General features: G+C 64.6%; 23 protein-coding genes and 1 tRNA gene. 14 read left to right on the plus strand and 10 right to left on the minus strand.

Going from position 1 to position 25,670, the window contains the following annotated elements; all coding sequences use genetic code 11:
- The first annotated feature begins 130 nt into the window (after positions 1 to 130).
- Together V9L20_RS09565 and V9L20_RS09570 are read left to right on the plus strand one after the other, a co-directional pair.
- Positions 131 to 1,018, plus strand: a complete 888-nt coding sequence (locus V9L20_RS09565; RefSeq protein WP_337296409.1) for a class I SAM-dependent methyltransferase — start codon at positions 131 to 133, stop codon at positions 1,016 to 1,018.
- Positions 1,019 to 1,053: 35 nt separating this feature from the next.
- Positions 1,054 to 1,821 carry a TIGR04325 family methyltransferase gene (locus V9L20_RS09570; protein WP_337296410.1) on the plus strand — a complete coding sequence of 256 codons (768 nt, stop codon included), beginning with the start codon at positions 1,054 to 1,056 and terminating at the stop codon, positions 1,819 to 1,821.
- Between the two features lie 39 nt (positions 1,822 to 1,860).
- Here V9L20_RS09570 and V9L20_RS09575 read toward each other — a convergent pair whose 3' ends face one another.
- The 4 genes from V9L20_RS09575 to V9L20_RS09590 form a co-directional block, all read right to left on the minus strand.
- Positions 1,861 to 3,093, minus strand: a complete 1,233-nt coding sequence (locus tag V9L20_RS09575) for an acyl-CoA dehydrogenase family protein (RefSeq protein WP_337296411.1) — start codon at positions 3,091 to 3,093, stop codon at positions 1,861 to 1,863.
- A 289-nt stretch (positions 3,094 to 3,382) separates the two neighbouring features.
- Positions 3,383 to 3,456, minus strand: a tRNA-Gly gene (locus V9L20_RS09580).
- 74 nt (positions 3,457 to 3,530) lie between these two features.
- Positions 3,531 to 3,779, minus strand: a complete 249-nt coding sequence (locus V9L20_RS09585) for a hypothetical protein (protein WP_258507139.1) — start codon at positions 3,777 to 3,779, stop codon at positions 3,531 to 3,533.
- A gap of 186 nt (positions 3,780 to 3,965) precedes the next feature.
- Positions 3,966 to 4,487: a DUF1579 family protein gene (locus V9L20_RS09590; RefSeq protein WP_337296412.1), complete on the minus strand. Its 522-nt coding sequence runs from the start codon at positions 4,485 to 4,487 to the stop codon at positions 3,966 to 3,968.
- 177 nt (positions 4,488 to 4,664) lie between these two features.
- Here V9L20_RS09590 and V9L20_RS09595 point away from each other — a divergent pair, with 177 nt between their 5' ends.
- Positions 4,665 to 5,030 carry a hypothetical protein gene (locus V9L20_RS09595; RefSeq protein WP_337296413.1) on the plus strand — a complete coding sequence of 122 codons (366 nt, stop codon included), beginning with the start codon at positions 4,665 to 4,667 and terminating at the stop codon, positions 5,028 to 5,030.
- A 99-nt stretch (positions 5,031 to 5,129) separates the two neighbouring features.
- A complete protein-coding gene (locus tag V9L20_RS09600) occupies positions 5,130 to 5,429 on the plus strand; it encodes a hypothetical protein (protein ID WP_258507135.1) in 300 nt (99 codons plus the stop codon).
- A 21-nt stretch (positions 5,430 to 5,450) separates the two neighbouring features.
- Here the strand turns inward: V9L20_RS09600 and V9L20_RS09605 are convergent, their stop codons facing one another.
- A complete protein-coding gene (locus tag V9L20_RS09605; protein ID WP_258507134.1) occupies positions 5,451 to 5,849 on the minus strand; it encodes a hypothetical protein in 399 nt (132 codons plus the stop codon).
- Positions 5,850 to 5,942: 93 nt separating this feature from the next.
- Positions 5,943 to 6,764, minus strand: coding sequence for a ferritin-like domain-containing protein (locus V9L20_RS09610; protein WP_337296414.1), 822 nt, complete (start codon positions 6,762 to 6,764; stop codon positions 5,943 to 5,945).
- Between the two features lie 257 nt (positions 6,765 to 7,021).
- Here V9L20_RS09610 and alaS point away from each other — a divergent pair, with 257 nt between their 5' ends.
- The 5 genes from alaS to V9L20_RS09635 all read left to right on the plus strand — a co-directional run bounded on the left by alaS (position 7,022) and on the right by V9L20_RS09635 (position 14,006).
- Positions 7,022 to 9,646 (plus strand): alanine--tRNA ligase, encoded by a 2,625-nt coding sequence (alaS, locus tag V9L20_RS09615; RefSeq protein ID WP_337296415.1) that lies wholly within the window; start codon positions 7,022 to 7,024, stop codon positions 9,644 to 9,646.
- Positions 9,646 to 10,677: a 2-dehydropantoate 2-reductase gene (locus V9L20_RS09620; protein WP_337296416.1), complete on the plus strand. Its 1,032-nt coding sequence runs from the start codon at positions 9,646 to 9,648 to the stop codon at positions 10,675 to 10,677. The genes alaS and V9L20_RS09620 overlap by 1 nt, the downstream gene beginning before the upstream one ends.
- Before the next feature lie 245 nt (positions 10,678 to 10,922).
- A complete protein-coding gene (locus tag V9L20_RS09625) occupies positions 10,923 to 11,069 on the plus strand; it encodes a hypothetical protein (RefSeq protein WP_337296417.1) in 147 nt (48 codons plus the stop codon).
- Positions 11,070 to 11,364: 295 nt separating this feature from the next.
- Positions 11,365 to 13,584: a M1 family metallopeptidase gene (locus tag V9L20_RS09630; RefSeq protein ID WP_258507125.1), complete on the plus strand. Its 2,220-nt coding sequence runs from the start codon at positions 11,365 to 11,367 to the stop codon at positions 13,582 to 13,584.
- An 11-nt stretch (positions 13,585 to 13,595) separates the two neighbouring features.
- Positions 13,596 to 14,006, plus strand: coding sequence for a hypothetical protein (locus V9L20_RS09635; RefSeq protein WP_337296418.1), 411 nt, complete (start codon positions 13,596 to 13,598; stop codon positions 14,004 to 14,006).
- A gap of 322 nt (positions 14,007 to 14,328) precedes the next feature.
- Here the strand turns inward: V9L20_RS09635 and V9L20_RS09640 are convergent, their stop codons facing one another.
- A complete protein-coding gene (locus V9L20_RS09640; protein ID WP_258507122.1) occupies positions 14,329 to 15,093 on the minus strand; it encodes a transporter substrate-binding domain-containing protein in 765 nt (254 codons plus the stop codon).
- 57 nt (positions 15,094 to 15,150) lie between these two features.
- The gene (locus V9L20_RS09645; protein ID WP_258507121.1) at positions 15,151 to 15,969 is read right to left on the minus strand and encodes a substrate-binding domain-containing protein; all 819 of its coding nucleotides are present in this window, start codon (positions 15,967 to 15,969) and stop codon (positions 15,151 to 15,153) included.
- Between the two features lie 203 nt (positions 15,970 to 16,172).
- On the opposite strand from V9L20_RS09645, the gene V9L20_RS09650 reads away from it, so the two are divergent.
- Positions 16,173 to 16,628, plus strand: coding sequence for a hypothetical protein (locus V9L20_RS09650; protein WP_258507120.1), 456 nt, complete (start codon positions 16,173 to 16,175; stop codon positions 16,626 to 16,628).
- Between the two features lie 47 nt (positions 16,629 to 16,675).
- On the opposite strand, the gene V9L20_RS09655 is transcribed toward V9L20_RS09650, so the two are convergent.
- Together V9L20_RS09655 and V9L20_RS09660 are read right to left on the minus strand one after the other, a co-directional pair.
- Complete coding sequence (locus V9L20_RS09655; protein ID WP_337296419.1) at positions 16,676 to 17,581, minus strand: response regulator transcription factor; 906 nt, start codon at positions 17,579 to 17,581, stop codon at positions 16,676 to 16,678.
- On the minus strand, positions 17,559 to 20,951 hold the full coding sequence (locus tag V9L20_RS09660; protein ID WP_337296420.1) for a hybrid sensor histidine kinase/response regulator: 3,393 nt from the start codon (positions 20,949 to 20,951) through the stop codon (positions 17,559 to 17,561). Before V9L20_RS09660 ends, V9L20_RS09655 begins: the two co-directional genes overlap by 23 nt.
- Positions 20,952 to 21,203: 252 nt before the next feature.
- Here V9L20_RS09660 and urtA point away from each other — a divergent pair, with 252 nt between their 5' ends.
- The 4 genes from urtA to urtD all read left to right on the plus strand — a co-directional run bounded on the left by urtA (position 21,204) and on the right by urtD (position 25,507).
- Positions 21,204 to 22,469: an urea ABC transporter substrate-binding protein gene (gene urtA / locus V9L20_RS09665; RefSeq protein WP_337296421.1), complete on the plus strand. Its 1,266-nt coding sequence runs from the start codon at positions 21,204 to 21,206 to the stop codon at positions 22,467 to 22,469.
- 140 nt (positions 22,470 to 22,609) lie between these two features.
- A complete protein-coding gene (gene urtB, locus V9L20_RS09670) occupies positions 22,610 to 23,524 on the plus strand; it encodes an urea ABC transporter permease subunit UrtB (protein WP_126746926.1) in 915 nt (304 codons plus the stop codon).
- A 34-nt stretch (positions 23,525 to 23,558) separates the two neighbouring features.
- The gene (gene urtC / locus V9L20_RS09675; RefSeq protein WP_337296426.1) at positions 23,559 to 24,749 is read left to right on the plus strand and encodes an urea ABC transporter permease subunit UrtC; all 1,191 of its coding nucleotides are present in this window, start codon (positions 23,559 to 23,561) and stop codon (positions 24,747 to 24,749) included.
- A 14-nt stretch (positions 24,750 to 24,763) separates the two neighbouring features.
- Entirely contained in the window at positions 24,764 to 25,507 is a 744-nt protein-coding gene (urtD, locus tag V9L20_RS09680; protein ID WP_157614443.1) for an urea ABC transporter ATP-binding protein UrtD, read from the plus strand.
- The last annotated feature ends 163 nt before the right edge of the window (positions 25,508 to 25,670 follow it).

Below are 25,670 nucleotides of genomic sequence, written 5' to 3' on the forward strand. Positions count from 1 at the left end.
GTAAACGGCCCCTGTTATTAATCATCCGAGCTTGTAACCAAGTTAAAAAATCCCGTCATGGAACCCGAGTTCATGTAATTCTTGAGCAATAACTTGTCTCAAGATTGTCGCAACTTTTGAAGGATTCCAAATGTTCCGGGACATCTTATTGCCAAATGCAAAATTGAAGCAATCCGGGGTCTACTACGAGTCTGGATTGGAGCGAAAAACCGAAGCCATTACCGCCAACGCCACTTATTTTGGCAATCCGCAGTGGGCCCAGGAGTACCTCGATTTTTGCCATCGAGATGCGCATTTCAGGAGCCGATGGCTCGCGGCGGCTGGCGACTGGACGGACAAGGTCGTCATCGACCTGGGGTGCGGACCCGGGAACATCTTTGCCACCGTGGGCGGAAAGCCGCGGCTTCTCGTGGGCGTCGATGTCGCCCCCGGCTCGCTGGAACTGGCGGCAAAACTGGGCTATACGGCGGTGCTGGCCGATGCGGCCTACACGCCTTTTCGCTCGCACGTGGCGGACATCGTCGCCATCAATGCGTCGCTGCACCATTGCGACGACATGGCTGCGGTGCTGCGCGAGGGCGCCCGGCTCGTCAAGCCGCACGGCCTTTTGGTGACCGACCACGATCCGCAGCTTACCGCGTGGGACTACAAGGGCATCGCCAAGCTCATGTGGGATGCGCGGCTGTGGGTTTACCGGGCCATCCGGCATGGCTTTCACAAGACCGGCAGCCAGCAGTCGTGGGGCCTCAGGACCGAAGTCCATCACCAGCCCGGTGACGGCGTCACGAAGGAGTTCTTCAAGTCGACACTGGAGCCGCTCGGCTTCGATGTGCACGTTTATCCGCACAACCACCAGATCGGCGCCGAAGCGCTGAGCGGCGTTGTGGGGCCCGCGCAATGGAAGTACCGTCTGGGCAATGTGCTGTCCGGCCGGCGCCCGTCCGCACCTACCAGCGCGTTGTCATTGATGTGCGTAGCCAAGCGCCGCGGCGATGCGCCAAACATGACGGCGGAATAAAGCCGTTTTCACAACAACAAAGAGGAGACCGACCCATGCTTTCAACCCTGATGCCGCTGACACCGAGCGACTACGAGCGCAAATTTTTGGCCAACCAGGACGAGAACCTTTTCATGGGTTCGTTCGAGAGTTTTGCCGCCGCCGAAGCAGGCGCACCTCCTTCGAAGGCGGTGGGCTACGACAACGCCGAAGCGGCCTGGGAAATCTACAGCCACCAGATTTATTTCTACGACTATCCGGGTCTTTTCTGGCTCTCCAGGTCCATCGACGCGGGCATGTCGCGCGTGTTCGACCTGGGCGGGCACGTGGGCATCAAGTACTACGCGTTTCGCCGCGTGATGCCTTACCCCGACAACCTGCGCTGGACCGTTTGCGATGTTCCGGGGGTGGTGCAAACCGGGCGCGAGCTGGCCGTGCGGCGCGAGGCGACCGCGCAGTTGAGCTTTACCACCAACTACGAAGATGCGAGCGGCTGCGACGTGCTGTATGCATCGGGCAGCCTGCAGTACTTGCCCGTACAGATCTCCAGGATCATTGCGTCGCTTGCAGTGAAGCCCAAGCGCATCGTGCTGAACACGACCGCCGTTCACCCCGAGCGCACCATCTACACGCTCAACAGCATCGGCTTTGCGGTGTGCCCCTACCGCATCCAGCACGACGAGGAGTTGTGGGCCGAGTTGAGAAACGCCGGATACAAGCGGCGCGATGCCTGGCGCAATGAAGGCAAGCCCATCGAAGTGCCCTTTGTCGAGGGCGGGGACAAACCGTATTACGCGGGGTGCTGCTTCGACCTTGCCGGGTAGGGGGCAGGAGAGGGCTATTCGCTAGCGCTCTCGCCGTTGTCAGCGTGCGTAGCGCGCGAGCTCGTGCTTGGCGATGGCGTTGCGGTGCACTTCGTCCGGGCCATCGGCCATGCGCAGGTGGCGGGCGTAGGCCCAGAAGTTCACCAGCAGCGTGTCCTGGCTCAAGCCCATGGCACCGAAGGCCTGCATGGCGTCGTCGATCACCTGGATGCAGTTGTTCGGCGCAATCACCTTGATCATCGCGATCTCCTGCGCCGCCACCTTGTTGCCCACCGTGTCCATGCGCCAGGCTGCGTGCAGCACCATCCAGCGCGTCTGGTCGATCAGCATGCGGCTCGTGGCAATGCGTTCGCGCCACACACCCTGTTCGGAAAGCGGCTTGCCGAAGGCCACGCGCGACACCACGCGTTCGCACATCATCTCCAGCGCCGACTCGGCCATGCCGATCATGCGCATGCAGTGGTGAATGCGCCCCGGGCCAAGGCGGCCCTGCGCAATTTCGAAGCCGCGGCCCTCGCCCAGCAGAATGTTGTCGACCGGCACGCGCACGTTCTCGAACAGCACCTCCGGATGGCCGAACGGCGCATCGAAGTGATTGACCAGGGCCATGTCGCGCAGCACCGTGATGCCGGGCGTGTCCGCGGGCACGATGATCATCGACTGCTGCCGATGGCGATCGGCGTTGTCGGGGTCGGTCTTGCCCATCAGGATGAACAGCTTGCAGCGCTCGTTCATTGCGCCGGTGATGTACCACTTGCGCCCGTTGATCACGTACTCGTTGCCCTCGCGCCGGATGCTGCACGCGATGTTGGTGGCATCCGAAGAGGCCACTGCCGGTTCGGTCATTGCAAAGGCGGAGCGGATCTGCCCGTCGAGCAGCGGCTGCAGCCAGCGCGCCTTCTGCTCGGCCGAACCATAGCGCTCGATCACCTCGGTATTGCCGGTGTCCGGCGCACTGCAGTTGAACGCTTCCGCGCTCCAGTAGCGGCGCCCCATGATCTCGCACAGCGGCGCGTACTCCAGGTTCGTCAAACCCGCACCGTGCGCCGTCTCGGGCAGGAACAGGTTCCACAAGCCCGCCGCGCGCGCCTTTTCTTTCAGCTCTTCCAAGAGCGGCAGGCCGGTGTAGAAGCCGCCGTTCTTTTGCGCGTTGAGGTACGACTGATGCGCCTCTTCGGCCTGGCGCTTCTCGTTCGGGTAGATGTGCGCATCCATGAAGGCAAGCAGGCGCGTGCGCAGGTCCTGGACCTTGGGCGTGTAGGCGAATTCCATGAGAGACGTCTTTCGAGGGGCGTTGGGAGTGCCTCGATGGTGCCCGGCTGCGGCCTGGGCGGCTGTCTCCTGCATGACGGGGCGTACGGGTCGGAGGAGCAGCGCAGAATGCGCTGCTTTCTCTCGAAGGGCCGCATGTTGCGCATGGCCCGGGCCTAGCGAATGCTTGCGATGCAGGTGGGATGAACTGTAGGGGTCTTGCACAGCACTGCTTGGCATGGGCATGCTGTAGATGCGGCTGCCAAAGCGCTTCTTACTCGTGCGGAGTTTCAGCTGTTTGCGCAGCGCTTGGAGCGGGTGAAGGGAATCGAACCCTCGTATGAAGCTTGGGAAGCTGCCGTTCTACCATTGAACTACACCCGCATCTGGCAACCCGTTGATTTCTACGAGTTATCGAGCTGAGTGCGTGATTCTACAGAGGGAAGTTGGAGACCCGGTCAACCGGTCCCTTCCTCACGAAATCGGGCATCTCCCATCTTTGCGAGTTCGGTGAAGCCGGCCTCCGTGATGCGAAGCACCGTGGCAGCGCGTGATGTGGCATAGCGGACGGTGGACTCCAGGGCCTGGATCTCAGCTTCGATCAGACCGGTAGCCAAAAGGACCGAGACGTGCCTGACGTCCTCCGGATTGGCGACACGAACCGGAAGCCGCGCATGCAGCAGCCGCATCAAGAACGAGAGGGGCATTCGAGTCTCCGAGTGCCGGCGCTTGTTCTTCGGTCTGCCAGGAAATGCCGGCCATTTCTGGTCGGCGGAATGTAGCTACAAGTGCAACTCGGTCGCCACTACTTGCTTATAAGTTAGAACCATTTCTGAGAAATATTTCACACTTATTGCTGGGCTGGCCTTCTTTGCCTTCGGTCTGAGTGCCATTTAACTTGAGTCGGATGACGATGCAGGCACCCGCCTGTAGTTCACCTCAACTGCAAGCGCTTCCTCCCCACCCGGCGTGATGTTGAACATGCGGATGTCCAGGTGTTCCGCGTCAGGCTGCGACACCTCGGTGCGCCAGCTCCAGCGTTCCCCGCCCGCGCCGGTGCCGTAGCTGCCCAGCGCGCCGAAGCGTCCGTCCTCCACTCGGCCGGTGCTGAACATGATCGACGTGCCGGTGCCGAAGCTCTCGCCCCAGGCGCACTCGAAGGCGTCTTCATCGAGGTGGTAGCTCCATAGCGCGACACCTTCGAAAGGCTCGCCGCTGCAACGGCCCTCGTACTCGTGCAGCAGGAACCGGCCGCGGCCGACGAGGCGGATGGTGCCGCGCTGTACCGATTCATCAGCCGGTTTGCCGGGCTCGAACCAGAGCCGGAAGCGGCCTTCCCAGTTGCCGGCCATCGCAGCCAGCCGGTGATGCATGCCGCCAGGCGCGGCGGATCGTTCGAACGCTTCTTTGGTCATGAGGCCTCTCGTGAGCGGGGTGCTGCCGCGGGAGATGTCGGGTTCATGGCTCGGCATGGTGCGCCACCCGCGCAAACCCGACTTTTTTGCCCAACTAATGTAGACACCGTCACATTGCCTCAAAACAATCCGGCACCCTCAGGTTCAACAAAAAGCATTCGTTGAGGGGATCAAGAAATGCACCTGCTCTTCTTGCTGCGGCTCCAGCATGTGGAGTTGCCTGCCGAGATCGTGAGGCCCGAAGAAATCAAGCATGTTTCGGTTCTCAAGGCCACTGGCTTGGTAGAAGCGGAAATTGCACCGGCCATCGACCCATCCGGCAAGTTCAACATGGCGCGGACCGCCATCGTCACGGCAATCACCGAAGACGGCATTGCCGAGATCATGAAGTTGCGCACCGAACGGATGCGGCCCGCAACGACATGGCGGGCAGCCAGGCGGCGCCGAAAGCAATGCATCCGATGCGGCGCTCCCCATCAGCCGAACGCTCCAGTTTGCAGCTGCTGCCCGGCACCTGAATCGGAATCCGGCGCGCCGATCTGACTGACCGGAAGGCCGGAAGAAGGCCTGAAGAATGCCGAAGCAGCGAGAAACCGCGCTCGTCCGACACGGTGCGGCTTGCGCATCGCCGACGATCCGGCGATGTCAACGCTCCGGAGCATTGCCGTCACCGTCATCGAAGTGGAAGAGGGCGCCTATCGCTGGCGCCTGGTCGAGCTTGGCGACGAGGAGCTGGGGCAGGGCTGGAGCGTGCTGCGCCAGCAGCCGAGGGCGATGAAGACCTACAAGGCCGCGATGGCCGCGGGCCTGGTCGAGCTGCAGAAGATGATCGAAGACCTCGACCTGGGGCCTCGGGAGCAAGAAGAGCCCGGCCTGGCGAAACCAGCGAAGAAGAGCGGACCGGTGTTCGGGTTCGGCTTCGGGCTGCCGAAGCTCGGCTGAAGGGCAAAAGAAGCCGAGTCTTCAAACAGGGCCGTACAGCGCCCTGATGTGCCGGCCCGCATTGGCCGAGGCCGAATCGCCGTAGCCGTCCCCCACCGCAGCGCACAGTTCGGCAATGCCGTGGGCGAATTCGATGTGCATCTGGTCGAGCCGTTCGCCCGGCTTGATGATGCCGACCTCGGCCGCCAGCGCGGTGAAATTGGTCTCGGGGTCGCGCACCAGCTGCTCGGGCTCGGGCGTGTTTTCGAAATGCTGGCGCGCCACGTCGGCGGGTTGCCGATCGCCCACCACCCGCACCAGGCTCAGGCCCTGGTCGATCAAAAATTCATGATCGGCCCGCCCACCGGCCAGCCGCGTCCATTCGGCGGCGAACAGCGACGCCCATTCGAGGCGGGCATTTCTTGGGGCAAATTCAGGCATCTCGCTAAATCCAACAAAGTACCTCTAAAGTATACATCTGCGTTCTTGAAATTTGTGAGCGAATTCACCCCTTGCAGCTGGCCGCCAGCCTCATCAACGCAGGAAAACGTGCTCCATGAACTGCCTGATGGGGTACTGGATCATGGTTTGCACCCCGGCCGGCAGTTCCAGCGGGCGCATCAGCATCTTGAGGGTGGCGCCGGCGCTCAGGTTGGTGCGCACGGTGCTGCTCAGGCGGGCGCTCAGCTGCTGGACAAAGGCGGTGTCGCCGGCGCGCTCGGGCGACCGAGTGCGCACCACGTGGCGAATGGCGCAATCGGCGTCTTCGCTTTTCAGCTCCAGCGTGCGCCGGCCGATGGTGCCCAGCACGCGAAAGCGGCTGAGCCGCTCCTCATCGCGGTAGCGGCGAAAAAAGCGGTAGAAATGCTTGTAGTGGCTCACCTCGTCAGCCGCAATGCGGCTGGCCAGGTCGCGCAGCACCGGTTCGTCCGTGCTGCGCGCCATGGCGCGGTAGTAGGTGGCGGTGCCGGTTTCGACCACGCAGCGTGCCGTCATTTCGAGCCCGCGCGTGGGGGCAAGCAGCTCCACTTTGCAGTAGGTGGCGTATTCCTCGAGAAAGCCGCGGTAGGCGGCTTCCCAGTCGAACTCGGGCCACACATGGGCCACGTAGGCGCGCAGGGCCTTGCCGTGCTGCAGTTCCTCGGCCTCCCAGTGGTGGGTGAGCCAGTCGGTCACCTCGTCGTCGCCGCGAAAGAAGTCGACCAGGTTCTGGGTGTAGAGGTCCGAGCCGCTTTCAATGAAGGAGGCGGAAGCAACGAGGTAGAAAAGATTCTCGTCCCGGCGGACTTCGTCGCGCGCAATGCGCGAAAACTCCAGATCCTCGATCTTCCAGTGTGGCGCCTCATGACCTGCCATGCATGCTCCTTGATTCACGTCGGGATGAAAACAGCCATTAGGACGAAGCCGAACGCATTTGGTTCTCCCCGGGCCCGGCCCATCGTAGCGGCGCTCCCCACGGCCAGCTGACTGCGGCCCCGGCAAGGCGCGGGGCGGTAGCCAAACCTATAATCGTTTGTTCAAGCAAATCAAGCAGTTAGGTCGGTTCGACGCAGTGGGTTCGACGAGAGGGTCGCCATCGCCAGGCCGCCCTCGACAGAACACGAAATCCAAAGATGAGCCAGCCCACATTCACGGTCGCGGACATCCGCAAGACCTTTCTCGATTTCTTCGCCTCCAAGGGCCACACGGTGGTGGCCTCGAGTTCGCTGGTGCCGGGCAACGACCCGACGCTGATGTTCACGAACTCGGGCATGGTTCAGTTCAAGGACGTGTTCCTGGGCGAGGACAAGCGCCCCTACGTGCGCGCCGCCTCGGTACAGGCCTGCCTGCGCGCCGGCGGCAAGCACAACGACCTCGAGAACGTGGGCTACACCGCGCGCCATCACACCTTCTTCGAGATGCTGGGCAACTGGAGCTTCGGCGATTACTTCAAGCGTGAATCGCTCAAGTGGGCGTTCGAGCTGCTGACCGAGGTGTACAAGCTGCCGGCCGAAAAGCTCTGGGCCACGGTCTACATCGAAGACGACGAGGCCTACGACATCTGGACGAAAGAAATCGGCCTGCCGCCGGAGCGCGTGGTGCGCATCGGCGACAACAAGGGCGGCCGCTACATGTCCGACAACTTCTGGATGATGGCCGACACGGGCCCCTGCGGCCCGTGCTCCGAGATCTTCTACGACCACGGCCCCGAGATCCCCGGCGGCCCGCCCGGCAGCCCCGATGAAGACGGTGACCGCTACATCGAGATCTGGAACAACGTGTTCATGCAGTTCGACATGCAGCCCGACGGCTCGGTCAAGAAGCTGCCGGCGCCCTGCGTGGACACCGGCATGGGCCTGGAGCGCCTGGCGGCCATCCTGCAGCACGTGCACAGCAATTACGAAATCGACATCTTCGACGCGCTCATCAAGGCCGCTGGCCGCGAGACCGGCACGCAAGACCTGTCGAACAACTCGCTGCGCGTGATTGCCGACCATATACGCGCCACTTCGTTCCTGGTGGCCGACGGCGTCATTCCGTCGAACGAAGGCCGCGGCTATGTGCAGCGCCGCATCGTGCGCCGCGCCATTCGCCATGGCTACAAGCTCGGCCAGAAGAAGCCGTTCTTCCAAAAGCTGGTGCCTGACCTGGTCAAGCTGATGGGCGACGCATACCCCAAGCTGGTGGCCGATGAAAAGCGCATCACCGAGACGCTGAAGGCGGAGGAAGAGCGCTTCTTCGAAACGCTCGCCAACGGCATGGAAATTCTCGACGCGGCGCTTGCCAACGGCGCCAAGACGCTGCCGGGCGACGTGGCCTTCAAGCTGCACGACACCTACGGCTTTCCGCTCGACCTGTCGGCCGACGTGTGCCGCGAGCGCGGCGTGAGCGTGGACGAGGCCGGCTTCAACGCCGCCATGGAAAAGCAGAAGGCCGCGGGCCGTGCGGCCGGCAAGTTCAAGATGGACCGCAACGTCGAATACGGCGGCGCGGGCAACGTCTTCACCGGCTACGAACACCTCGAAGAAACCGCCAAGGTGGTGGCGCTGTACTTCGAAGGCGCGGCCGTGCAAGAGCTGAAAGAAGGCCAGCCGGGCATCGTGGTGCTCGACACCACGCCGTTCTATTCGGAGAGCGGCGGCCAGGTCGGCGACCAGGGCGTGCTGGTGGCCGAAGGCGTGCAGTTCGGCGTCGAAGACACGCAGAAGATCAAGGCCGACGTGTTCGGCCACCATGGCACGCAAACGCAGGGCACGCTGAAAGTGGGCGACACGGTCAAGGCCGCGGTCGACACCGCGCGCCGCGCGGCCACCATGCGCAACCACTCGGTCACCCACCTGATGCACAAGGCCCTGCGCGAAGTGCTGGGCACGCACGTGCAGCAGAAGGGTTCGCTGGTCGATGCCGACAAGACGCGCTTCGACTTTGCGCACAACGCGGCCGTCACGCACGACCAGATCCTGGAGATCGAAAAGCGCGTGAATGCCGAGATTCTGGCCAACACCGAGACGCACGCCCGCGTGATGGACATGGAGTCGGCCCAGAAGACCGGCGCCATGATGCTGTTCGGCGAAAAGTACGGCGAGAGCGTGCGCGTGCTCGACATCGGCACCAGCCGTGAGCTTTGCGGCGGCACGCATGTGGGCCGCACGGGCGACATCGGCATTTTCAAGATCGTGAGCGAAGGTGGCGTGGCTGCCGGCGTGCGCCGTATCGAAGCGGTTACGGGCGCCAATGCACTCAGCTACCTGCAAGACCTCGAATCGACCGTGCAGAGCGTGGCCGCCACGCTCAAGTCGCCCACCGCCGAGCTGCAGGGCCGGCTCACGCAGGTGCTGGAGCAGGTGAGGGCGCTGGAGCGCGAAGTGGGCGCGCTCAAGGGCAAGCTCGCTTCGTCCAAGGGCGACGAACTCGTGTCGCAGGCCATCGACGTGAACGGCATCAAGGTGCTGGCTGCCAAGCTCGATGGCGCCGACGCCAAGACGCTGCGCGACACCATGGACAAGCTCAAGGACAAGCTCAAGACCGCGGTCATTGTGCTGGCCGCGGCCGACGGCGCCAAGGTGCAGGTGGCCGCGGGCGTGACCAACGACACCGTGGGCAAGGTCAAGGCCGGCGAGCTGGTCAACTTTGTTGCGCAGCAAGTGGGCGGCAAGGGCGGCGGCAAGGCCGACATGGCCATGGCCGGCGGCACCGATGCCGCGGGCCTGCCCGCAGCGCTCCAGTCGGTGCAAGCCTGGGTGGCGGAACGCACCTGATGGCCGCCACCGAGGTGCTCGGCTCCCCTCCCGGCGAAGTGCTGGTGATGGGAGCGGGCACCATCGGTTGCTTCATCGGCGGCAGCCTTGCCGCGGCCGGTGTTCCGGTTACTTTTGTCGGCCGCCCGCGCGTGCTGCAAAGCCTTGCGGCGCACGGCCTTGCGCTCAGCGATCTGGAAGGCGGCTCGCACCGCTTGCCTGCTGCCAGCCTGCGCCTGAGTGACCAGGTGCCTGTCGGTGCCACGCCGGCGCTGGTTCTGTTGTGCGTGAAGAGCGGAGCCACGGCCGAGGCGGCCGCCGAGCTTGCCTTTGCGCTGCCCGCGGGCACCACGGTCGTCTCGCTGCAGAACGGCATTTCCAATTGCACAGAGGCATCGAAGGCCGGCCCCACGCTCGGCTTGCTGCCCGGCATGGTGCCCTACAACGTGGCGGAAACGGGGCCGGGCGCCTTCCATCGGGGCACGGCAGGGCGGCTGGCCGCAAAGGACGACGCGGCTCTGCGGCCCTGGCTGCCGGTGTTCGAGCGTGCCGGCATACCCATCGACCTGTACGCCGACCTGCTGCCCGTGCAATGGGGCAAGCTGCTGCTCAATCTCAACAATCCCGTCAACGCGCTCTCGGGCCTGCCGCTGCGCGATGAGCTGCTGCAGCGCGGCTACCGGTGCTGCTTTGCCGCGCTGATCGATGAGGCGCTGGGTGTGCTCGGCAGCGCCGGCATTGCGCCCGCACAGGTGGCCGCGGTACCGGCGCGGCGGCTCTCCACAGTGCTGCGGCTGCCCGACTGGCTGTTTCGCATCGTTGCGGCGCGCATGCTGCGCATCGATGCCAAGGCACGCTCCAGCATGGCGGACGACCTGGCACTCGGGCGGCGCACCGAAATCGATGCGCTCAGCGGAGAGGTCGTGCGGCTTGCGCACGACCAGGACATGGAAGCGCCGCGCAACGCAAGGATGTCGGCGTTGCTCGAAGAGTGGCCGCGGCAGCCCAGGCGCTGGACCGCGCGGCAATTGCAAGACGCACTCTGGCTTTAACGCCGCAATGAATGCATGCATCTGTGGCTGCATGGTCACATGGCATGCGCCGGTTTTCGCCGCCGGCCAAGCGCTTGCAAAAAGAAGAAGGAACCATCTTCGTAGTGCATTGCTTGCATGCGTTCAATGACTCCCTTTGTCGTATGGCGCGCGAACATTTTGAGAGGGAAAAGTTCCGTACTTCGTTGACGCTGTTGCATTCGATCAGCTAAAAATGTTCGCACTTCCAAGGAGGGAGAGCGCACGTGAAGCTATTCATAACAGCCCACAAGAACTTGCCGTCGCAACTCCGATTTCACGCCTTCGCGGCAAGTGAATACGTGGTCGAGCGCGAGATAGAACACACCGCCAGCCACGCCGCTGAAAACGCAGCGTTGACGCGCGCGCGCTAGGCCACCTTCTCGAGCATTCAGGCTCGGCCCGCACAGCCTTCCATCGCCCTCGCGCATCGACGGGAATGGAACCCCTCGTCCCTCGCATCCTGGGACCACCTGCCTGACCGCGGTGTGGCTCGGCGTTGCCCGCGTTTTCCTGCGAACGTTTCGTTCGCCGGGAGGGCGCGGTGCTGCCTGTTCGTTCGATGTTCAGTTCCATTCCATTCCATTCATCACCGCGCGCGCTCGCGCACGGCCGGCTATCCGCCGGTAGGTGCGGGGCGGTGCCTGTCTTTACCAAGAGGCGATCATCATGAAGAAACTTGTCAAGCCAGTCGTCAACAACCTTGCCATTACCGCCGTGACTCTTGCCGCGCTGGCAGCCTGCGGCGGCGGAGGAGGCGGCGGCGAATCCTCCTTGGGAGGCACAGCACTGAGTGCCCCGGGGCCATCGGCAGACAGTGCGGCGTCGCCCAAGGCGCCCGACGACGGACCCGCTCTCGCGCCCGATGCGGCGCTGGCCCAGGTCGACCGCTCCGTGAAGCCGATGGAGTTGCCCGATACCGTCTGGCCCATCAACTACAAGCTCTGGTTCAGGCCCGATGCCGCGCTCAAGACCTTTGTGGGGCGCGGCGACGTGGAGATAGAAGTGCTCAAGCCGGTAGACGCCATCGTGGTGGCCGCGCACAACCTGAAGTTTGCCAACGGCCGCACCACCTTGCGCAAGCTGTCGAATCCCTCCGAGGTGATTGCGCTGGTGCCCACGCCGCAGACGCTGGGCGACTTCGTCCAGCTGCGGCGCAACGACGGGCAGATTGCCAAGGGCAAGTACCTGCTGCACATGGAGTGGGACGGCAAGATCCAGTTCTCCGACGCGGAGTACTGTCCGCCCGACGAGATGGCGCGCAACCCGTTCTGCTCGGCGGCAACCGGCATCTTCAAGGTGGGCCTTTCCACGCCTGAGGGCGTGAGCAGCGACGCCATCGTGACGCAGGGCGAAACCAACTTTGCGCGGCAATGGTTCCCGGGTTGGGACGAGCCGGCGTTTCGCCATACCTTCGAGATTTCGGCCGAGGTGCCCGGCGACTGGCAAACGGTGTCGAATGCCGCGCAGAAGTCGGCCGTCAAGCTGCCCGACGGCTACCAGCAGGTGGCGTTCGAGAAGACGCCTTCCATGCCGATGTATCTGGCCTTCTTCGGCGGCGGCAAGTTCGACATTCTCTCGGACACCTTCAAGAACCCGCTGGACGGCAGCGAGATGCCGCTGCGCTGGTTCACGCCGCCGGGCCGTTCCACCTGGGCCACCTTTGCCATGGAGTGGACCAAGGTGGCCATGGACTACTACTACAACTACACCGGCATTCCGCTGCCGTTCAAGAAGTTCGACACCGTGGCGGCCAACGACAGCTACGACAACAAGCCGAACACCGGCTTCGGCGGCATGGAGAACTGGGGCTCGATCTTCGAGTTTGCCGACCGCGTGCTCACCAAGCCGGGCGACACGCCCACGCTGTATTCGGTGACGGTGGTCACGCACGAAATTGCGCACCAGTGGTTCGGCGACCTGGTCACGCTCGACTGGTGGGACAACGTGTGGCTCAACGAATCGTTCGCGCGCTGGTTCGACCGCCGCACCACGATCAAGTTTCACCCGAACTACTACAGCTTCTCCGACTACGTGCTCGACAAGCACAGCGTGATCGTGGCCGACCTGAAGGACACGGCGGTGCCGGTGCAGCGCAACCTCAACGACGCGGGTTCGTTCGGCTTCATCAGCCCTTCGATCTTCGTCTACAACAAGGGCAGCCACGTGCTGGAGATGGTGCAGAACTACATCGGCGAAGAAGCGATGCAGAAGGGCTTGCAGATCTACTTGAAGGACTACGCATTCGGCAATGCCACGCCCTCGCGGCTGTGGAACTCCATTGAGAAAGCCAGTGGCGGCAAGAGGGTGGCCGACATCGGCGACAGCTTCATCCGGCAGACCGGCGTGCCGCTTTTGACCGTGGACGCGCAATGCGCGGGCGACCGCACCTTCGTGTCGATCGCCCAGGAGCCGTTCCCCAACCAGAACGCCTATCCGGCGTCGTCATGGACCATTCCGGTGACGCTGGCCTATGGCGATGCGATGGAGCAGCGCAAGACCTTTGTCATGGCGACCAGCACCACGCAGCTGGAGCTTCCGGGCTGCACCGCGGTGCTTGCCGGGCCGACCGGGCAGGACTACTACGTGAGCAACTACAGCACGCAGTCGTGGAGCGACTTGCTGGCGAAGGCGCAGAACTTTGCCGACAACAAGCCGCTGCTGCTCAACATCGAGCGGGACGCATTCCGGCTGCTGTCGGTGGGGCGCATCACGCAGGGGCAGTACGACCAGATCAAGGGCGTGATCAACCTGCCGTCGACACTCCTGGCCAAGACGGAGGCAAGCCAGCAGAAGATGATGGCGCAGGATGCCGGCGGCAAGGAAGACTACCCGCATGCGCTGCGCTACCAGGGCAGCCTGAAGCTGCGCGAGAACCAGAAGCGCTGAGGGGCAGCACCATGAAGAAAGCATTGAGCTACCTTGCGGCCGGCGTGTCTGCACTGCTGTTGTTGTCAGGCTGCGGCGCGGGCGGTGGGCCGGAGGCGGAGCTGGTCGGCGTTTATGCCGTGAAGAAGAACGGCGCGCTGAAAGAGCTGGTGAAGATCGAGCGGCAGGGCGGCCGCTACATCATGCGCGACAAGGTTCGAACGCCCGAGTGGAGCGAACCCAAGATGCAGATGCAGCCGGTGACGCGCGAGGCCTGGCGCAGGATCACCACCGACACCGAGAACACCGCCTTCGTCGGCGTATCGAGCGACCAGCTCGCCATCTTCAAGGTGCCGCCGGGGTGGCAGAAGAACAGCTTCAAGACCGAGACAGGCTATTTCCTGTTCTATTCGCAGGGGCCGGTGGAGGCGTACAAGCTGTAATGCGGCGCTTGCGCTTGCGTTGAAGGGAGAGGGCGCGGGTTCGGGTTCATTCAGGGCGGGCACCCGCCGACGGGGTACCTTTCTCCGCGAATGTCCCCCGGCCTGCGGCCTCCTCCTTTATTTCGCTGCGCAAGGCACCCCGCCAGCGGGCGCGTTGCATAGAGCGATCGTTGATCAGCGGTACACCCAGAGCGTGCCCAAGTGCACAGGGCATCGGGTGCTCCCCGCAGCGAAATAAAGGAGGAGGCGAAGCCGGGGGACATTCGCGGAGGGGAGTACCCGGTGGCCCTTGCACAAGCCCTGAACAACAGCGCTAAGAAAACTACAGAGCCGCTCCAGTGGAGGCAGGCGCCACGATCGCACCTTCGATGCGATGGCGCGCCAGTGCATCGGCGACAAAACCGCTGGCCTTCATCTCCTCGACAAAAGCCGCCAGCAGCGCCTGCGCCTCGGCACCGCGGCTCGCGGGCGTGCCCATGGCCTGCTGGATCACCATGAAGCGGCCGGGCAGCACGCGCACGCCTGGTTCGCGCTGTGCCTCGCCTTCGAGCAGCTGGCGAATGCCGGCCGCCACTTCGACCGCACCCGAGCGCAGTGCCGCCAACGCAGCGGCCGCGCCCTGGAGCCGGACGATCTCGGCCTCTTTGATCTCGCGCGTGAGGAACAGGTCATAGGCGCTGCCCGCACCGACTGAAATGCGATGACCCGCGCGATCGACTTGCTCGTTGCCGGTGAGCTCCGACGAGTCACGCACGAGGTAGCTGCCTTCGATCAGCACATAGGGCGCAGTGAAGAGCAACCCTTCGCTGCGCGCGGGGTCGATGGCGAAGAAGCCGATGTCGGCCTTCTCGTTCTTCACCGCATCGACCGACGCCGCCGCCTTTTCGAACACCACGAGCTCCACGCCCACGCCAAGCCGCCGTGCGAACTCGCGTGCGAGATCGATCGAGACGCCCACCGGTTCGCCCGTGGCCGCGTCCTTGTTCGCAAGAATCGGGTTGCCCAGGTTGATTGACGCGCGCAGCGTGCCGCCGGGCGCGAAGGCGGAAACAAGAGCGGGTGCAATGGCGTGTTGCGGCTGGGTCATGGCGTCCATCGTTGCAGGAAGATGATGTACGCCAGTTTACTGACCCGCTTCGATGCGTCAGCGTGCCGTTATCGGCTCCAGTCCGGTCTTTGCGATGGTCGGCGCTGCCGCGGGCGCGTTGAGGTAGCGAATGAGCTGGCGTGCCGCATCGGGCTGCTTCGATGCCGTGGCCACGCCGGCCGAGAACACCGTGACGCGCTGCACTTCCGCGGGCAGCGGGCCGATGTAGTCGATGCCTTCGATGGGGAGCAGCTCGCTCACCTGCTGCAAGCCCAGCGCCGCGTCGCCGCGTGCCACCACGGTGCCCACGCGCTCGCTCAGGATGCGCTTGCTCTTGGGCTTGACCTGGTCTTCGATGCCGAGCTTCTTGAGCAGCTCCGTCTCGTAGTAGGTGCCGCTTGCACTGGCCGAGTAGGCGATGGAAGGCGCCGCCAGCAGCGTGCGCTTGAGCGCGTCCACGGTCGAGATGTCGGGCTTGGGCGCGCCCTTGCGCACCGCAAAGCCGATGGACGAGCGCACCAGGTCGACCTGGCTCCCCGGCACCACCTTGCCTTGCGCCACCAGCGCGTCGAGCGCGGGCCGCGCGAGGATCACCACGTCGGCCGGTTCGTTGCGCGAGAGCCGGCTCGGGATCGAATCTTCCGCGTTGCCCATGGAGGCGCCATACGCGGTCTTGACCGTGCGGCCGCTGCTGCGCTCGAAGCCCGGGCGAAGGTCGTTGTACGCGGCCGTGAAGCCGCCCGAGGTCATCACGTGGATGTCGCCGCCGGCGGGTGCCTGGCCGCCGAGGCTGCCGCATCCGGCAAGAACGGCCGCAGCCGCCAGCAGGGCAGTGCGGCGGGTCAGGCGATTGAACGAGAAAGGCTGGGTCTTCATGGTGTCTCCTGAGTGGTTCAGGTTCATCGTAGGCAGCAAGGCTGTCAATCAGCCTTCAGCACCTTCGGGGTAAGTACCGAGGTGGGCGCCTGGCCGGCGGCTTCGACCGACTGGACCGGCCCACCATGATGACTTTTGACTACATGAGCGGCTTTCTGCCTCGTCTAGCTTGGCTTCGTCGAAACATCAACAAGGAGCACTCGATGAAGCTGAAACAACGTATTACACCGGCCCTCGTGGCAATCGTCATGGGCGCCTGCGTTGCACCGCTTGCCTTGGCTGCGGGCGGCGGGGGTGGTGGCGGTGGCGGTGGCGGTGGCGGAGGTTCGGGTGGCGGTAGCGGAAGCGGTGGCGGCAGTGCCGGCGTAGGCGCGGCCGCAGGTGCGAACGGCAATGGCGCAGGCGCGACCAGCGGCTCCAATGCATCGGCCAATGCCGCAACGCCCGCGACACCCGCAACGCCTGCCACTCCGGGCACCGGCACAACAGCCACCACGCCGGCCACGCCTGCAACACCGGCTACGCCGTCGCCGCAGTCTTCTTCGTCTACGTCATCGACGATGTCCGCGACGCCCGCGACACCGGCCGTGCCGGCTTCCAAGTCGGGCAGCACCACCACGACGCCTGCGGTGCCCGCAACGCCGGCGCCCAAGAGGTAGCCTGCTGCAAACAGGGGCCGGCAATGCGATGGCGCTGCCGGCCTTTTTCAAGCGAGCTGCCCGCTCGCCAACGCCGCAGCGGCGGCGCGCGTCTCGACGCCAAGCTTCTCGAAGATGTGCTCGAGGTGCTTGTTGACCGTGCGCGGGCTGGTGCCGAGGATTTCGCCGATGTCGCGGTTGGTCTTGCCCTTGGCAAGCCACGACAGCACCTCGGTCTCTCGCGGCGTCAGGGCCGCTTCGGCAAGGCGCGCCGAAGGCGCACCGCCGGCACCTTCGCGCTGCACGGCAAAGAGAAGCATCGTTTCGCCGAGCGCCGCGGCGCCCAGGTTGCGCACCGACAGCCGCGTGCCGGCCGCGGTCATGACGGTTATTGCGGCGCTGGGCACGAGAACCGGGTTCAGCGAAGCGGGAAGCAGGCCCGGTGCCGGCGGCGCATCCATCGCGTGCAGCCATAGCGCGGCCTGGGGCGAGCGCCACGCGACGCGACCGTGCGCATCGACAAAGACCACGCCCATGCCGGCCACGTCGACAGCGTCGCGCGCCATGCGCGTGATGCGTGCATTGCGCGTATGCGTGTGCAGCCGCGCGAGCACTTCCTGCGCGCGGATGGGTTTCACCACGTAGTCGACGCCGCCGCACTCGAAGCCCTCGACCACGTGCGCCGTTTCCGAAAGCCCCGTCATGAACAGCACGGGAATGTGCGCGAGCGCCGCATTGGCCTTGATGCGCCGGCAGGTCTCGAAGCCCGAAAGGCCGGGCATCATGCCGTCGAGCAGGATGGCGTCGGGCACCACCAGTTCCAGGCGCTGCAGCGCGGCCTCGCCATCGGCGGCAACCAGCACGGTGTAGCCGCTCGACTCGAGCGTGTCGCACAGCATGCCCAAGCTGCTGGGGGCGTCGTCCACCACCAGCACCACGGGGCGTTCGGCTTCAAGGAGCGAGGGTGTTTGCATCTTCTGCGAGTGCCTTGCGGAGATTGTCGAGATCGAAACGCGTGACCATGCCGCGCAGCCAGGTGCAGGTCACGGCGGCCGGCGGAGACGCCGCGGCGAGCCGGTCGAGCACCTGGTGCAGGCCGCGCACGTGGCCCATCTGCACCAGCCGCATCAGCTCGGCGCGGTCGTCTTCGGAAAGGGCCAACTGATCGGGCCGCACCGAAACATCGACCGTCGGCGGCATGGCGTCGTTGAGCGCCAGCCATTCGAGTCCGAGGTGGCGCTCCAGCGTGGCAATCAGCTCCGATTCGATGACCGGCTTGCCCACGAACGCCTGGCAGCCCGCGGCGCGCAGCAGCTCGCTCTGGTTCTCGAACATGTTGGCCGAGACGATGATGATCGGAATGCGGTCGAAGCCCGAGGCGCGCACCAGCGTCGCGGTCTGCCAGCCGTCCATGTCGTCCATGGTGAGGTCCAGGAGAATCGCGCTGGGCAGGTTTTCGCGCAGGCTGTCGAGGCACTCGGTGCCGCTCGCGGCCTCGCGCACCTCGAAGCCCAGCGGCACCAGCATGCCGGCCAGCATCTGCCGCTGCACCGGCTGGTCGTCGACCACCAGCAGCGTGCGGCGCTCGCCGATGTAGCCCGACACCAGCCGCCGCAATGCGCCGGCCTTTGCTTGCGGGCCGGGGTCGGCCACTTCGCGCAGGTACACCCGCACGCTGAAGGTGCTGCCCGCGGGCGACGTGGCGGCAAGGGCCAGTTCGCCGCCCATCAGCGACGTAAGAAGGCCGGTGATGGTGAGGCCAAGGCCCGTGCCCGGCTCGCCGCGCCGGCGCCCCGCGGCCCCGCGTTCGAACGGCAGGAAGATGCGCTGGTGGTCCTGCGGCGCCACGCCGATGCCGGTGTCGACCACGTCGAAGCGCAGCACTTCGCGCCGTGCATCCACATGCAGCGTGACCGTGCCGCTGTCGGTAAAGCGCACCGCATTGGCCAGCAGGTTGATGAGAATCTGCCGCAGCCGCTTGGCGTCGGCATGCACCCAGGGCGGCAGCCGGCCGCTGTGGGTGTACACGAAGGCAAGGCCCTTGTTCTCCGCCTGCGGCCGCACCATGTGCACCACCTCGTCGAGAAAGGCGGGCAGCGCGAGCGGCGCGGGCTCCAGTTGCAGGCGGCCCGCCTCGATGCGCGCCAGGTCGAGCAGCCCATCGATCAGCCCGAGCATGTGCTCGCCGCTGCGCTGGATGGTTTGCACCGCTTCGCGCGGCGGCGCTACGGCCTCGCCCTTGAGCAGGATCTGCGAGTAGCCCAGGATGCTGTTGAGCGGCGTTCGCAGCTCATGCGTCATGCCGGCCACGTAGCGGGTCTTGGCCTGGTTGGCCGCCTCGGCGGCTTCCTTGGCGGTCTGTAGCGCGGCATCGGTGCGCTGGTGCGCCTCGATCTCGACGGTGAGCAGGTGGTTATGGCGGTTCGATTCCTCTTGCGCCATTTGCCGGCTCTCGCTGCCCAGCACGATCCACCACGCCGCCACGGCCGCCACCAGCGAGAGCAGCGCAAACACCTTGAGAAAAGCGCTGCGCAAGGCGGGGTCCGTGGCATCGGAGCCCGTGATGGTTTCTTGCGCATACACCACGCCCATCACCGTGGCCAGCAGCGCCACCAGCGAGGTTGCCACCATCAGGTAGTGCGCCACGCGAAAGTTGAGCCGGCCCGACAGCGCCGGCGGCAGCAGCGCCTTGAGCCAGCCGCTCATCTGCTCGGCCGCGCGCGAGTCGGTCTTGCAACGGTCGTGGCAGCGCGATTCGAGCGTGCAGCACAGTGAACAGATCGGCGCGCTGTAGGCGGGGCAATGCGCCATGTCTTCGGACTCGAAGCTGTTGTCGCACACCGAGCACTTGACCATCTGCCCCGGTGTCCAGCGTCGGATGTCGGTGCGCGCCAGGTAGTAGCGCCCGCGCGTGCGCCAGGCGAGCAGCGGTGAAACGACCAGCGCCGTTGCCAGCGCGATGAACGGAGAGAACGCGCGGGCCCACTGGCCCAGCACGCCGGAGTAGGCCAGCATGGCGAGCGCGGCAGCCACCAGCATCGCACCCAGGCCGACCGGGTTGATGTCGTACAGGTGCGCGCGCTTGAACTCGATGGTGCGAGGGCTCCAGCCCAGCGGTTTGTTGATGACCAGATCGGCCACCAGTGCACCGACCCATGCGATGGCGATGTTGCTGTAGAAGCCCAGCACGTGCTCCAGCGCCGCGAACACGCCCAGCGTCATCAGCAAGATGGCGATGACGACGTTGAACACCAGCCACACCACGCGCCCCGGGTGGCTGTGCGTGAGCCGCGCAAAGAAGTTGGACCATGCCAGCGAGCCCGCATAGGCGTTGGTGAGGTTGATCTTCATCTGCGACACCACCACGAACAGCGTGGTGATTGCCAGCACCCAGGCCGGGTCGCGCAGCACGTACGAAAAGCCCGTGAGGTACATCAGCGTGGGCTCGATGGCGTGCTTGCCCGGAATCTCGTGCTGAAGCGCAAGAAAGGCCAGGAACGCGCCGCCCATCATCTTGAGCATGCCCGGCACGATCCAGCCCGGCCCCGACACCAGCACCGCGGCCCACCAGCGGCCCCGGTTGGCGGCCGTCTTCTCGGGCAGAAAGCGCAGGTAGTCGACCTGCTCGCCGATCTGCACCACCAGCGAGAACGTCACGGTGGCGGCGGCGCCGAACATCAGCGGGTCGAAGCCGCTGCTGTCGGAGGTGCGGCCCACCAGGCCGGTGAAGTCGGCATACAGCTCGGGCTTCTTGACCAGCACCGCGATGAAGGGGCAGACGAACAGCACGATCCAGATCGGCTGCGTCCACAGCTGCAGGCCCGAGATGAGTGTGATGCCGCGCATGACCAGCGGCACGATCACGATCGATGAGAGCAGGTAGAGCAGCGGCAACGGCCAGTCGAGGTAGAGCTGCAGCGCCAGCGCGAGGATGGCCGCCTCCAGCGCAAAGAAGATGAAAGTGAAGCTCGCGTAGATGAGCGAGGTGAGGGTGGAGCCCAGGTAGCCGAAGCCCGCGCCGCGCGTGAGAAGGTCCATGTCCACGCCGTGCTTGGCCGCGTAGTACGAAATCGGCAGGCCGGTGAGAAAGGTGATGAGCCCCACCACCAGGATGGCCCACAGCGCGTTCGAGAAACCATAGTTCAGTGCAATGGCCCCGCCAATGGCTTCCAGCGCCAGGAACGAGGTGGCGCCGAAGGCCGCATTGGCAACGCGGAACTCCGACCATTTGCGAAAGCTGCGCGGCGTGTAGCGCAGCGCGTAGTCCTCCAGCGTTTCGTTCGCCACCCACGCGTTGTAGTCGCGGCGGATGCGAAAGATCTTCTGGCCGGTGACGGGTTGCATGGTGGGGTCTTGCGGCAAGGGCGAGGGCGGCGGCATGGAAGGCAGCAGAGCAAGAAGCGCTCCCTGCGTGCCTTGCGCCCTTTGCGCGGCTTGCAAGTCTGCAGGCCCGGGGGCGCGTGGCCGCTACGTTGAATGACGTATTCGCGGCGGCGCAAGTGATTTCTAAAGTACCAGCCATGGTGCTCGAGGCACCGTCCGATGCACTGTGATGGTGCGCGGCCAGTTCATTTTTCAACCCGCCTGGAGTTCCTGATGTCGCGTGATTCCGATCCTTCTCTCGATGCCCTGGCATTGCGCCGCCGCCGTTTGCTGCAGGGCGCCGCCGCGCTGCCCGTGATGGGCCTGAGCGGCCTGAGCTTCGGCCAGTCGCAGTTCCCCACGGCCAAGGTCAACACCACCAAGCTCGCGGTGACCGACACCGAAGTGACGGTGGGCCAGCTGCACTCGTCATCCGGCACCATGGCCATTTCGGAGACCGGCTCCATCCAGGCCGAGCAGCTCGCCATCGACCAGATCAACGCGATGGGCGGCATCCTCGGCCGCAAGATCAAGGTCATCAAGGAAGACGGTGCTTCCGACTGGCCGACCTTTGCCGAAAAGTCGAAGAAGCTCTTGGTCAACGACCACTGCGCCGCGGTGTTCGGCTGCTGGACCAGCGCCTCGCGCAAGGCCGTGCTGCCGGTGTTCGAAAAAGAGAACGGCCTGTTGTACTACCCGACCTTCTACGAAGGCCTGGAGCAGAGCAAGAACGTGATCTACACGGGCCAGGAAGCCACGCAGCAGATCATCTGGGGCCTGGACTGGGGCGCGAAGGAGAAGAAGGCCAAGACCTTCTTCCTCGTCGGCTCCGACTACATCTGGCCGCGCACCTCGATGAAGATCGCGCGCAAGCACATCGAGAACTTCCAGAAGGGCTCGGTCAAGGGCGAGGAGTACTACCCGCTGGGCCACACCAACTTCAACTCGCTGATCAACAAGATCAAGGTCGCCAAGCCCGACTGCATCTTCGCGGCGGTGGTGGGCGGCTCGAACGTGGCCTTCTACAAGCAGCTCAAGGCCGCGGGCATCACGGGCGACAAGCAGTTTCTGCTGACGCTGGCCGTCACCGAAGACGAAATGACCGGCGTAGGCGGCGAAAACTTCGCTGGCTTCTATTCGTCGATGAAGTACTTCCAGTCGCTGGACAACCCGAACAACAAGAAGTTCGTGGAGGCCTTCAAGGGCAAGTACGGCAAGGACGCGGTGATCGGCGACGTTACCCAGGCGGGCTACCTGGGGCCGTGGCTCTGGAAAGCGGCTGTGGAAAAGGCCGGCAGCTTCGACGTGGACAAGGTCGTGGCCAGCTCGCCGGGCATCGAACTGAAGACCGCGCCCGAAGGCTATGTGAAACTGGATGCGAACCACCACCTGTGGAGCAAGGCACGCATCGGGCAGGGGCAGCTGGACGGGACGTTCAAGGTGGTGGCGGAGTCGAGCGAGCTGATCAAGCCGGATCCGTTTCCGAAGGGCTATCAGTAAGTCTTTGCCTTTCTCCCTCCCCCGCTGGGGGAGGGCAGGGGTGGGGGCAAGCGGCGTTGCCACTGGGCACGCCCTGCCTGCCCCCATCCCAACCTTCCCCCAGAGGGGGAAGGAGCCAACAGCCAACACAGGAATCCTTCATGACTCTGTCGGACATGATGAACATCGGCCTCATGCAGGGCTTCGCGGGGCTGAGCCTCTTCGCGGTGCTGCTGCTCATGGGCCTGGGGCTCGCGATCATCTTCGGCCAGATGGGTGTCATCAACATGGCGCATGGCGAGTTCATGACCATCGGCGCCTATTCGATCTACCTGGCCGCGCGCGTCACCGAAAGCCTGGCGCCGGCTTTCATGCCGTACTACTTTCCGATCGCGATCGGCCTGGCCTTCGTGTTCGCCTTCATCGTCGGATGGATCGTGGAGTGGGTGCTCATTCGGCACCTCTACAAGCGCCCGCTCGACACGCTGCTCGCCACCTGGGGCGTGAGCCTGGGGCTGCAGCAGCTCTTTCGCACCTTCATCGGCCCGAAGGAAGTGAGCCCCACGCTGCCCGAGTGGCTCATGGGCTCGTGGACGCCGCATGAAGGCCTGGACATTCCGATCAACGGGCTTTTCGTGCTGGCGCTCACCGCGCTGGTCACGGGCGGTGTGCTCGTCGCGCTGCACAAGAGCCGCTGGGGCCTGCGCGTGCGCGCCACCGTGGCCAACCGCACCATGGCCAACGCGACCGGCATCGACACCATGAAGACCGACCGCCTGACCTTCGCCATCGGCTGCGGCATTGCGGGCATGGCGGGCGCGGCCTTCACCACCATCGGCTCGACGGGGCCGACCTCGGGATCGCTCTACATCGTCGATGCCTTCCTGGTCGTTACCTTCGGCGGCGCTGCGAGCTTGCTGGGCACGGTGGTTTCCGCCTTCGGCATTGCGCAGACGCAATCGATCTCGGAATTCTTCATGACCGGCTCGATGGCCAAGGTGCTGACGCTTTCGCTGATCGTGCTGATTCTGATGATGCGTCCGCAAGGGCTGTTCGCCGTGAAAGTCCGCCGCTGATGAACCCGCTTCCTTCCTGGAGAACGTTCCGATGATGAATTTCATCAAGGCCTCGATCCTGCGCTATCAGCTGGGCAGCCTCTTGCTGCTGGTGCTGCTGCTGGCGATGGTGCTGCCGCTGTCGCTCGACATCTTTCGCCTGAACCTCGTGGGCAAGTACCTCACCTACGCCTTCGTCGCCGTGGGGCTTGTGATGGTGTGGGGCTACGGAGGTGTGCTCAGCCTGGGGCAGGGCGTGTTCTTCGGCATCGGCGGCTATGCGATGGCGATGTTTCTCAAGCTCGAAGCCTCGGACCCGATCACGACCAAGATCCAGTCGACACCCGGCATTCCTGACTTCATGGACTGGAACCAGATCACCGAGCTGCCCATGCTGTGGCTGCCGTTCAAGAGCCTGCCCCTGAGCCTGGCGCTGGTGGTGCTGGCGCCGATGGCGCTCGCCTGGCTCGTGAGCTTTGCGATGTTCAAGCGCCGCGTGGGCGGCGTGTACTTTGCCATCATCACGCAGGCGGTGGCGCTGATCTGCACCGTGCTCATCATCGGCCAGCAGGGCTACACGGGCGGCGTCAACGGCATGACCGACCTGAAGACGATGCTGGGCTGGGACACGCGCACCGACGGCGCCAAGTACATCCTCTACTACGTGTGCGTGGGCCTGCTGGTCGCCAGCATCGTGCTGTGCCGCTGGATCCAGACCAGCAAGCTCGGCACGCTGCTGCTGGCCATGCGCGACAAGGAAGACCGGGTGCGCTTCTCGGGCTACGACGTGTCGAACTTCAAGGTTTTCATCTTCTGCCTTGCGGCCGGGCTCTCGGGTATTGGTGGCGCAATGTTCGCGCTGCAGGTGGGCTTCATGTCGCCGAGCTTCGTGGGCATCGTGCCCTCCATCGAGATGGTGATCTTCTGCGCCGTGGGCGGCCGCATGAGCCTGGTGGGTGCCGTGTACGGCGCGCTCCTGGTGAATGCAGGCAAGACGCTGTTCTCCGAAAGCTTTCCGGACCTGTGGCTGTTCCTGATGGCCGGCCTCTTCATCGGCGTGACCATGGCCTTTCCGATGGGCCTGGCGGGCTTGTGGGACGAAAAGATCAGGCCCTGGTGGAAGGGGCGCCGCCAGGCGTTGCGCGAAGCCGCAGTAAAGCCGCCGGCCGCAACCGTAGCTGCGCAATCTCCCGCACCACAGACCGAACCCGCATTGCCAGACGGCATCGGCAGCCAACGCGCCTAACCGGAGCCCATCGCATGAGCAACACCGACTTCGCGCTCGCCGTGGAAGACCTCACCGTCTCCTTCGACGGCTTCAAGGCCATCGACGACCTGACGCTCTACATCGACAAGAACGAACTGCGCGTGATCATCGGCCCCAACGGCGCAGGCAAGACCACGCTGCTCGACCTGATCTGCGGCAAGACGCGGGCAAGCGGCGGCAGCATCAAGTTCAAGAACACCGAGCTCACAAAAATGGCCGAGCACAAGCGCGTGCGGCTGGGCATCGGGCGCAAGTTCCAGACGCCGTCGATCTACGAGAACCTGAGCGTCTTCCAGAACCTGGAGGTGTCTTTTCCGAAGGGCCGATCGGTGCTGGGTGCGCTGGCTTTCAAGTGCGATGACGAGGTCAAGGCCAAGGTGCAGGCGGTGGCCGAAGACATCGGCCTTGCCGACAAGCTGCGCACCGAGGCGGGCCTGCTCAGCCACGGCCAGAAGCAATGGCTGGAGATCGGCATGCTGCTGATGCAGGAACCCGAACTGCTGATGCTCGACGAGCCCATTGCAGGCATGAGCGCGAGAGAGCGCGAACTCACGGCCGACCTGCTCAAGCGCATTTGTCAGAACCGCGCGGTGATCGTCATCGAGCACGACATGGCGTTCGTGAAGCAGATTGCGCACAAGGTCACCGTGATGCACCAGGGAAAGATCCTGGCCGAGGGGCCTATGGAGAAGGTGCAGGCGGACCCGAAGGTCATCGACGTTTATCTGGGGCACTGATGGCTTGCTGTTCTGTTCGCCGCGTCGTGCGTTTGGTGCTTTGTTGGGGGCGCTGCGGTTCAGGGCGCGCACCCGCCGACGGGGTGCCTTTCTCCGCGAATGTCCCCCGGCCTGCGGCCTCCTCCTTTATTTCGCTGCGCAAGGCACCCCGCCAGCGGGTGCG

The sequence above is a fragment of the Variovorax sp. CCNWLW225 genome (genome assembly GCF_037204045.1).
Lineage (GTDB): Bacteria > Pseudomonadota > Gammaproteobacteria > Burkholderiales > Burkholderiaceae_C > Variovorax.

Coding starts and splice junctions, on each gene's coding strand:
- alaS (WP_337296415.1), top strand. CDS start 7,022: ATGAGCCAGCCCACATTCACGGTCGCGGACATCCGCAAGACCTTTCTC.
- V9L20_RS09575 (WP_337296411.1), bottom strand. CDS start 3,093: ATGGAATTCGCCTACACGCCCAAGGTCCAGGACCTGCGCACGCGCCTG.
- V9L20_RS09600 (WP_258507135.1), top strand. CDS start 5,130: ATGTCAACGCTCCGGAGCATTGCCGTCACCGTCATCGAAGTGGAAGAG.
- V9L20_RS09620 (WP_337296416.1), top strand. CDS start 9,646: ATGGCCGCCACCGAGGTGCTCGGCTCCCCTCCCGGCGAAGTGCTGGTG.
- V9L20_RS09640 (WP_258507122.1), bottom strand. CDS start 15,093: ATGACCCAGCCGCAACACGCCATTGCACCCGCTCTTGTTTCCGCCTTC.
- V9L20_RS09660 (WP_337296420.1), bottom strand. CDS start 20,951: ATGCAACCCGTCACCGGCCAGAAGATCTTTCGCATCCGCCGCGACTAC.
- V9L20_RS09635 (WP_337296418.1), top strand. CDS start 13,596: ATGAAGAAAGCATTGAGCTACCTTGCGGCCGGCGTGTCTGCACTGCTG.
- V9L20_RS09565 (WP_337296409.1), top strand. CDS start 131: ATGTTCCGGGACATCTTATTGCCAAATGCAAAATTGAAGCAATCCGGG.
- V9L20_RS09595 (WP_337296413.1), top strand. CDS start 4,665: ATGCACCTGCTCTTCTTGCTGCGGCTCCAGCATGTGGAGTTGCCTGCC.
- V9L20_RS09655 (WP_337296419.1), bottom strand. CDS start 17,581: ATGCAAACACCCTCGCTCCTTGAAGCCGAACGCCCCGTGGTGCTGGTG.
- V9L20_RS09570 (WP_337296410.1), top strand. CDS start 1,054: ATGCTTTCAACCCTGATGCCGCTGACACCGAGCGACTACGAGCGCAAA.
- urtC (WP_337296426.1), top strand. CDS start 23,559: ATGAATTTCATCAAGGCCTCGATCCTGCGCTATCAGCTGGGCAGCCTC.
- urtD (WP_157614443.1), top strand. CDS start 24,764: ATGAGCAACACCGACTTCGCGCTCGCCGTGGAAGACCTCACCGTCTCC.
- urtB (WP_126746926.1), top strand. CDS start 22,610: ATGACTCTGTCGGACATGATGAACATCGGCCTCATGCAGGGCTTCGCG.
- V9L20_RS09605 (WP_258507134.1), bottom strand. CDS start 5,849: ATGCCTGAATTTGCCCCAAGAAATGCCCGCCTCGAATGGGCGTCGCTG.
- V9L20_RS09650 (WP_258507120.1), top strand. CDS start 16,173: ATGAAGCTGAAACAACGTATTACACCGGCCCTCGTGGCAATCGTCATG.
- V9L20_RS09645 (WP_258507121.1), bottom strand. CDS start 15,969: ATGAAGACCCAGCCTTTCTCGTTCAATCGCCTGACCCGCCGCACTGCC.
- urtA (WP_337296421.1), top strand. CDS start 21,204: ATGTCGCGTGATTCCGATCCTTCTCTCGATGCCCTGGCATTGCGCCGC.
- V9L20_RS09610 (WP_337296414.1), bottom strand. CDS start 6,764: ATGGCAGGTCATGAGGCGCCACACTGGAAGATCGAGGATCTGGAGTTT.
- V9L20_RS09630 (WP_258507125.1), top strand. CDS start 11,365: ATGAAGAAACTTGTCAAGCCAGTCGTCAACAACCTTGCCATTACCGCC.
- V9L20_RS09590 (WP_337296412.1), bottom strand. CDS start 4,487: ATGACCAAAGAAGCGTTCGAACGATCCGCCGCGCCTGGCGGCATGCAT.
- V9L20_RS09585 (WP_258507139.1), bottom strand. CDS start 3,779: ATGCCCCTCTCGTTCTTGATGCGGCTGCTGCATGCGCGGCTTCCGGTT.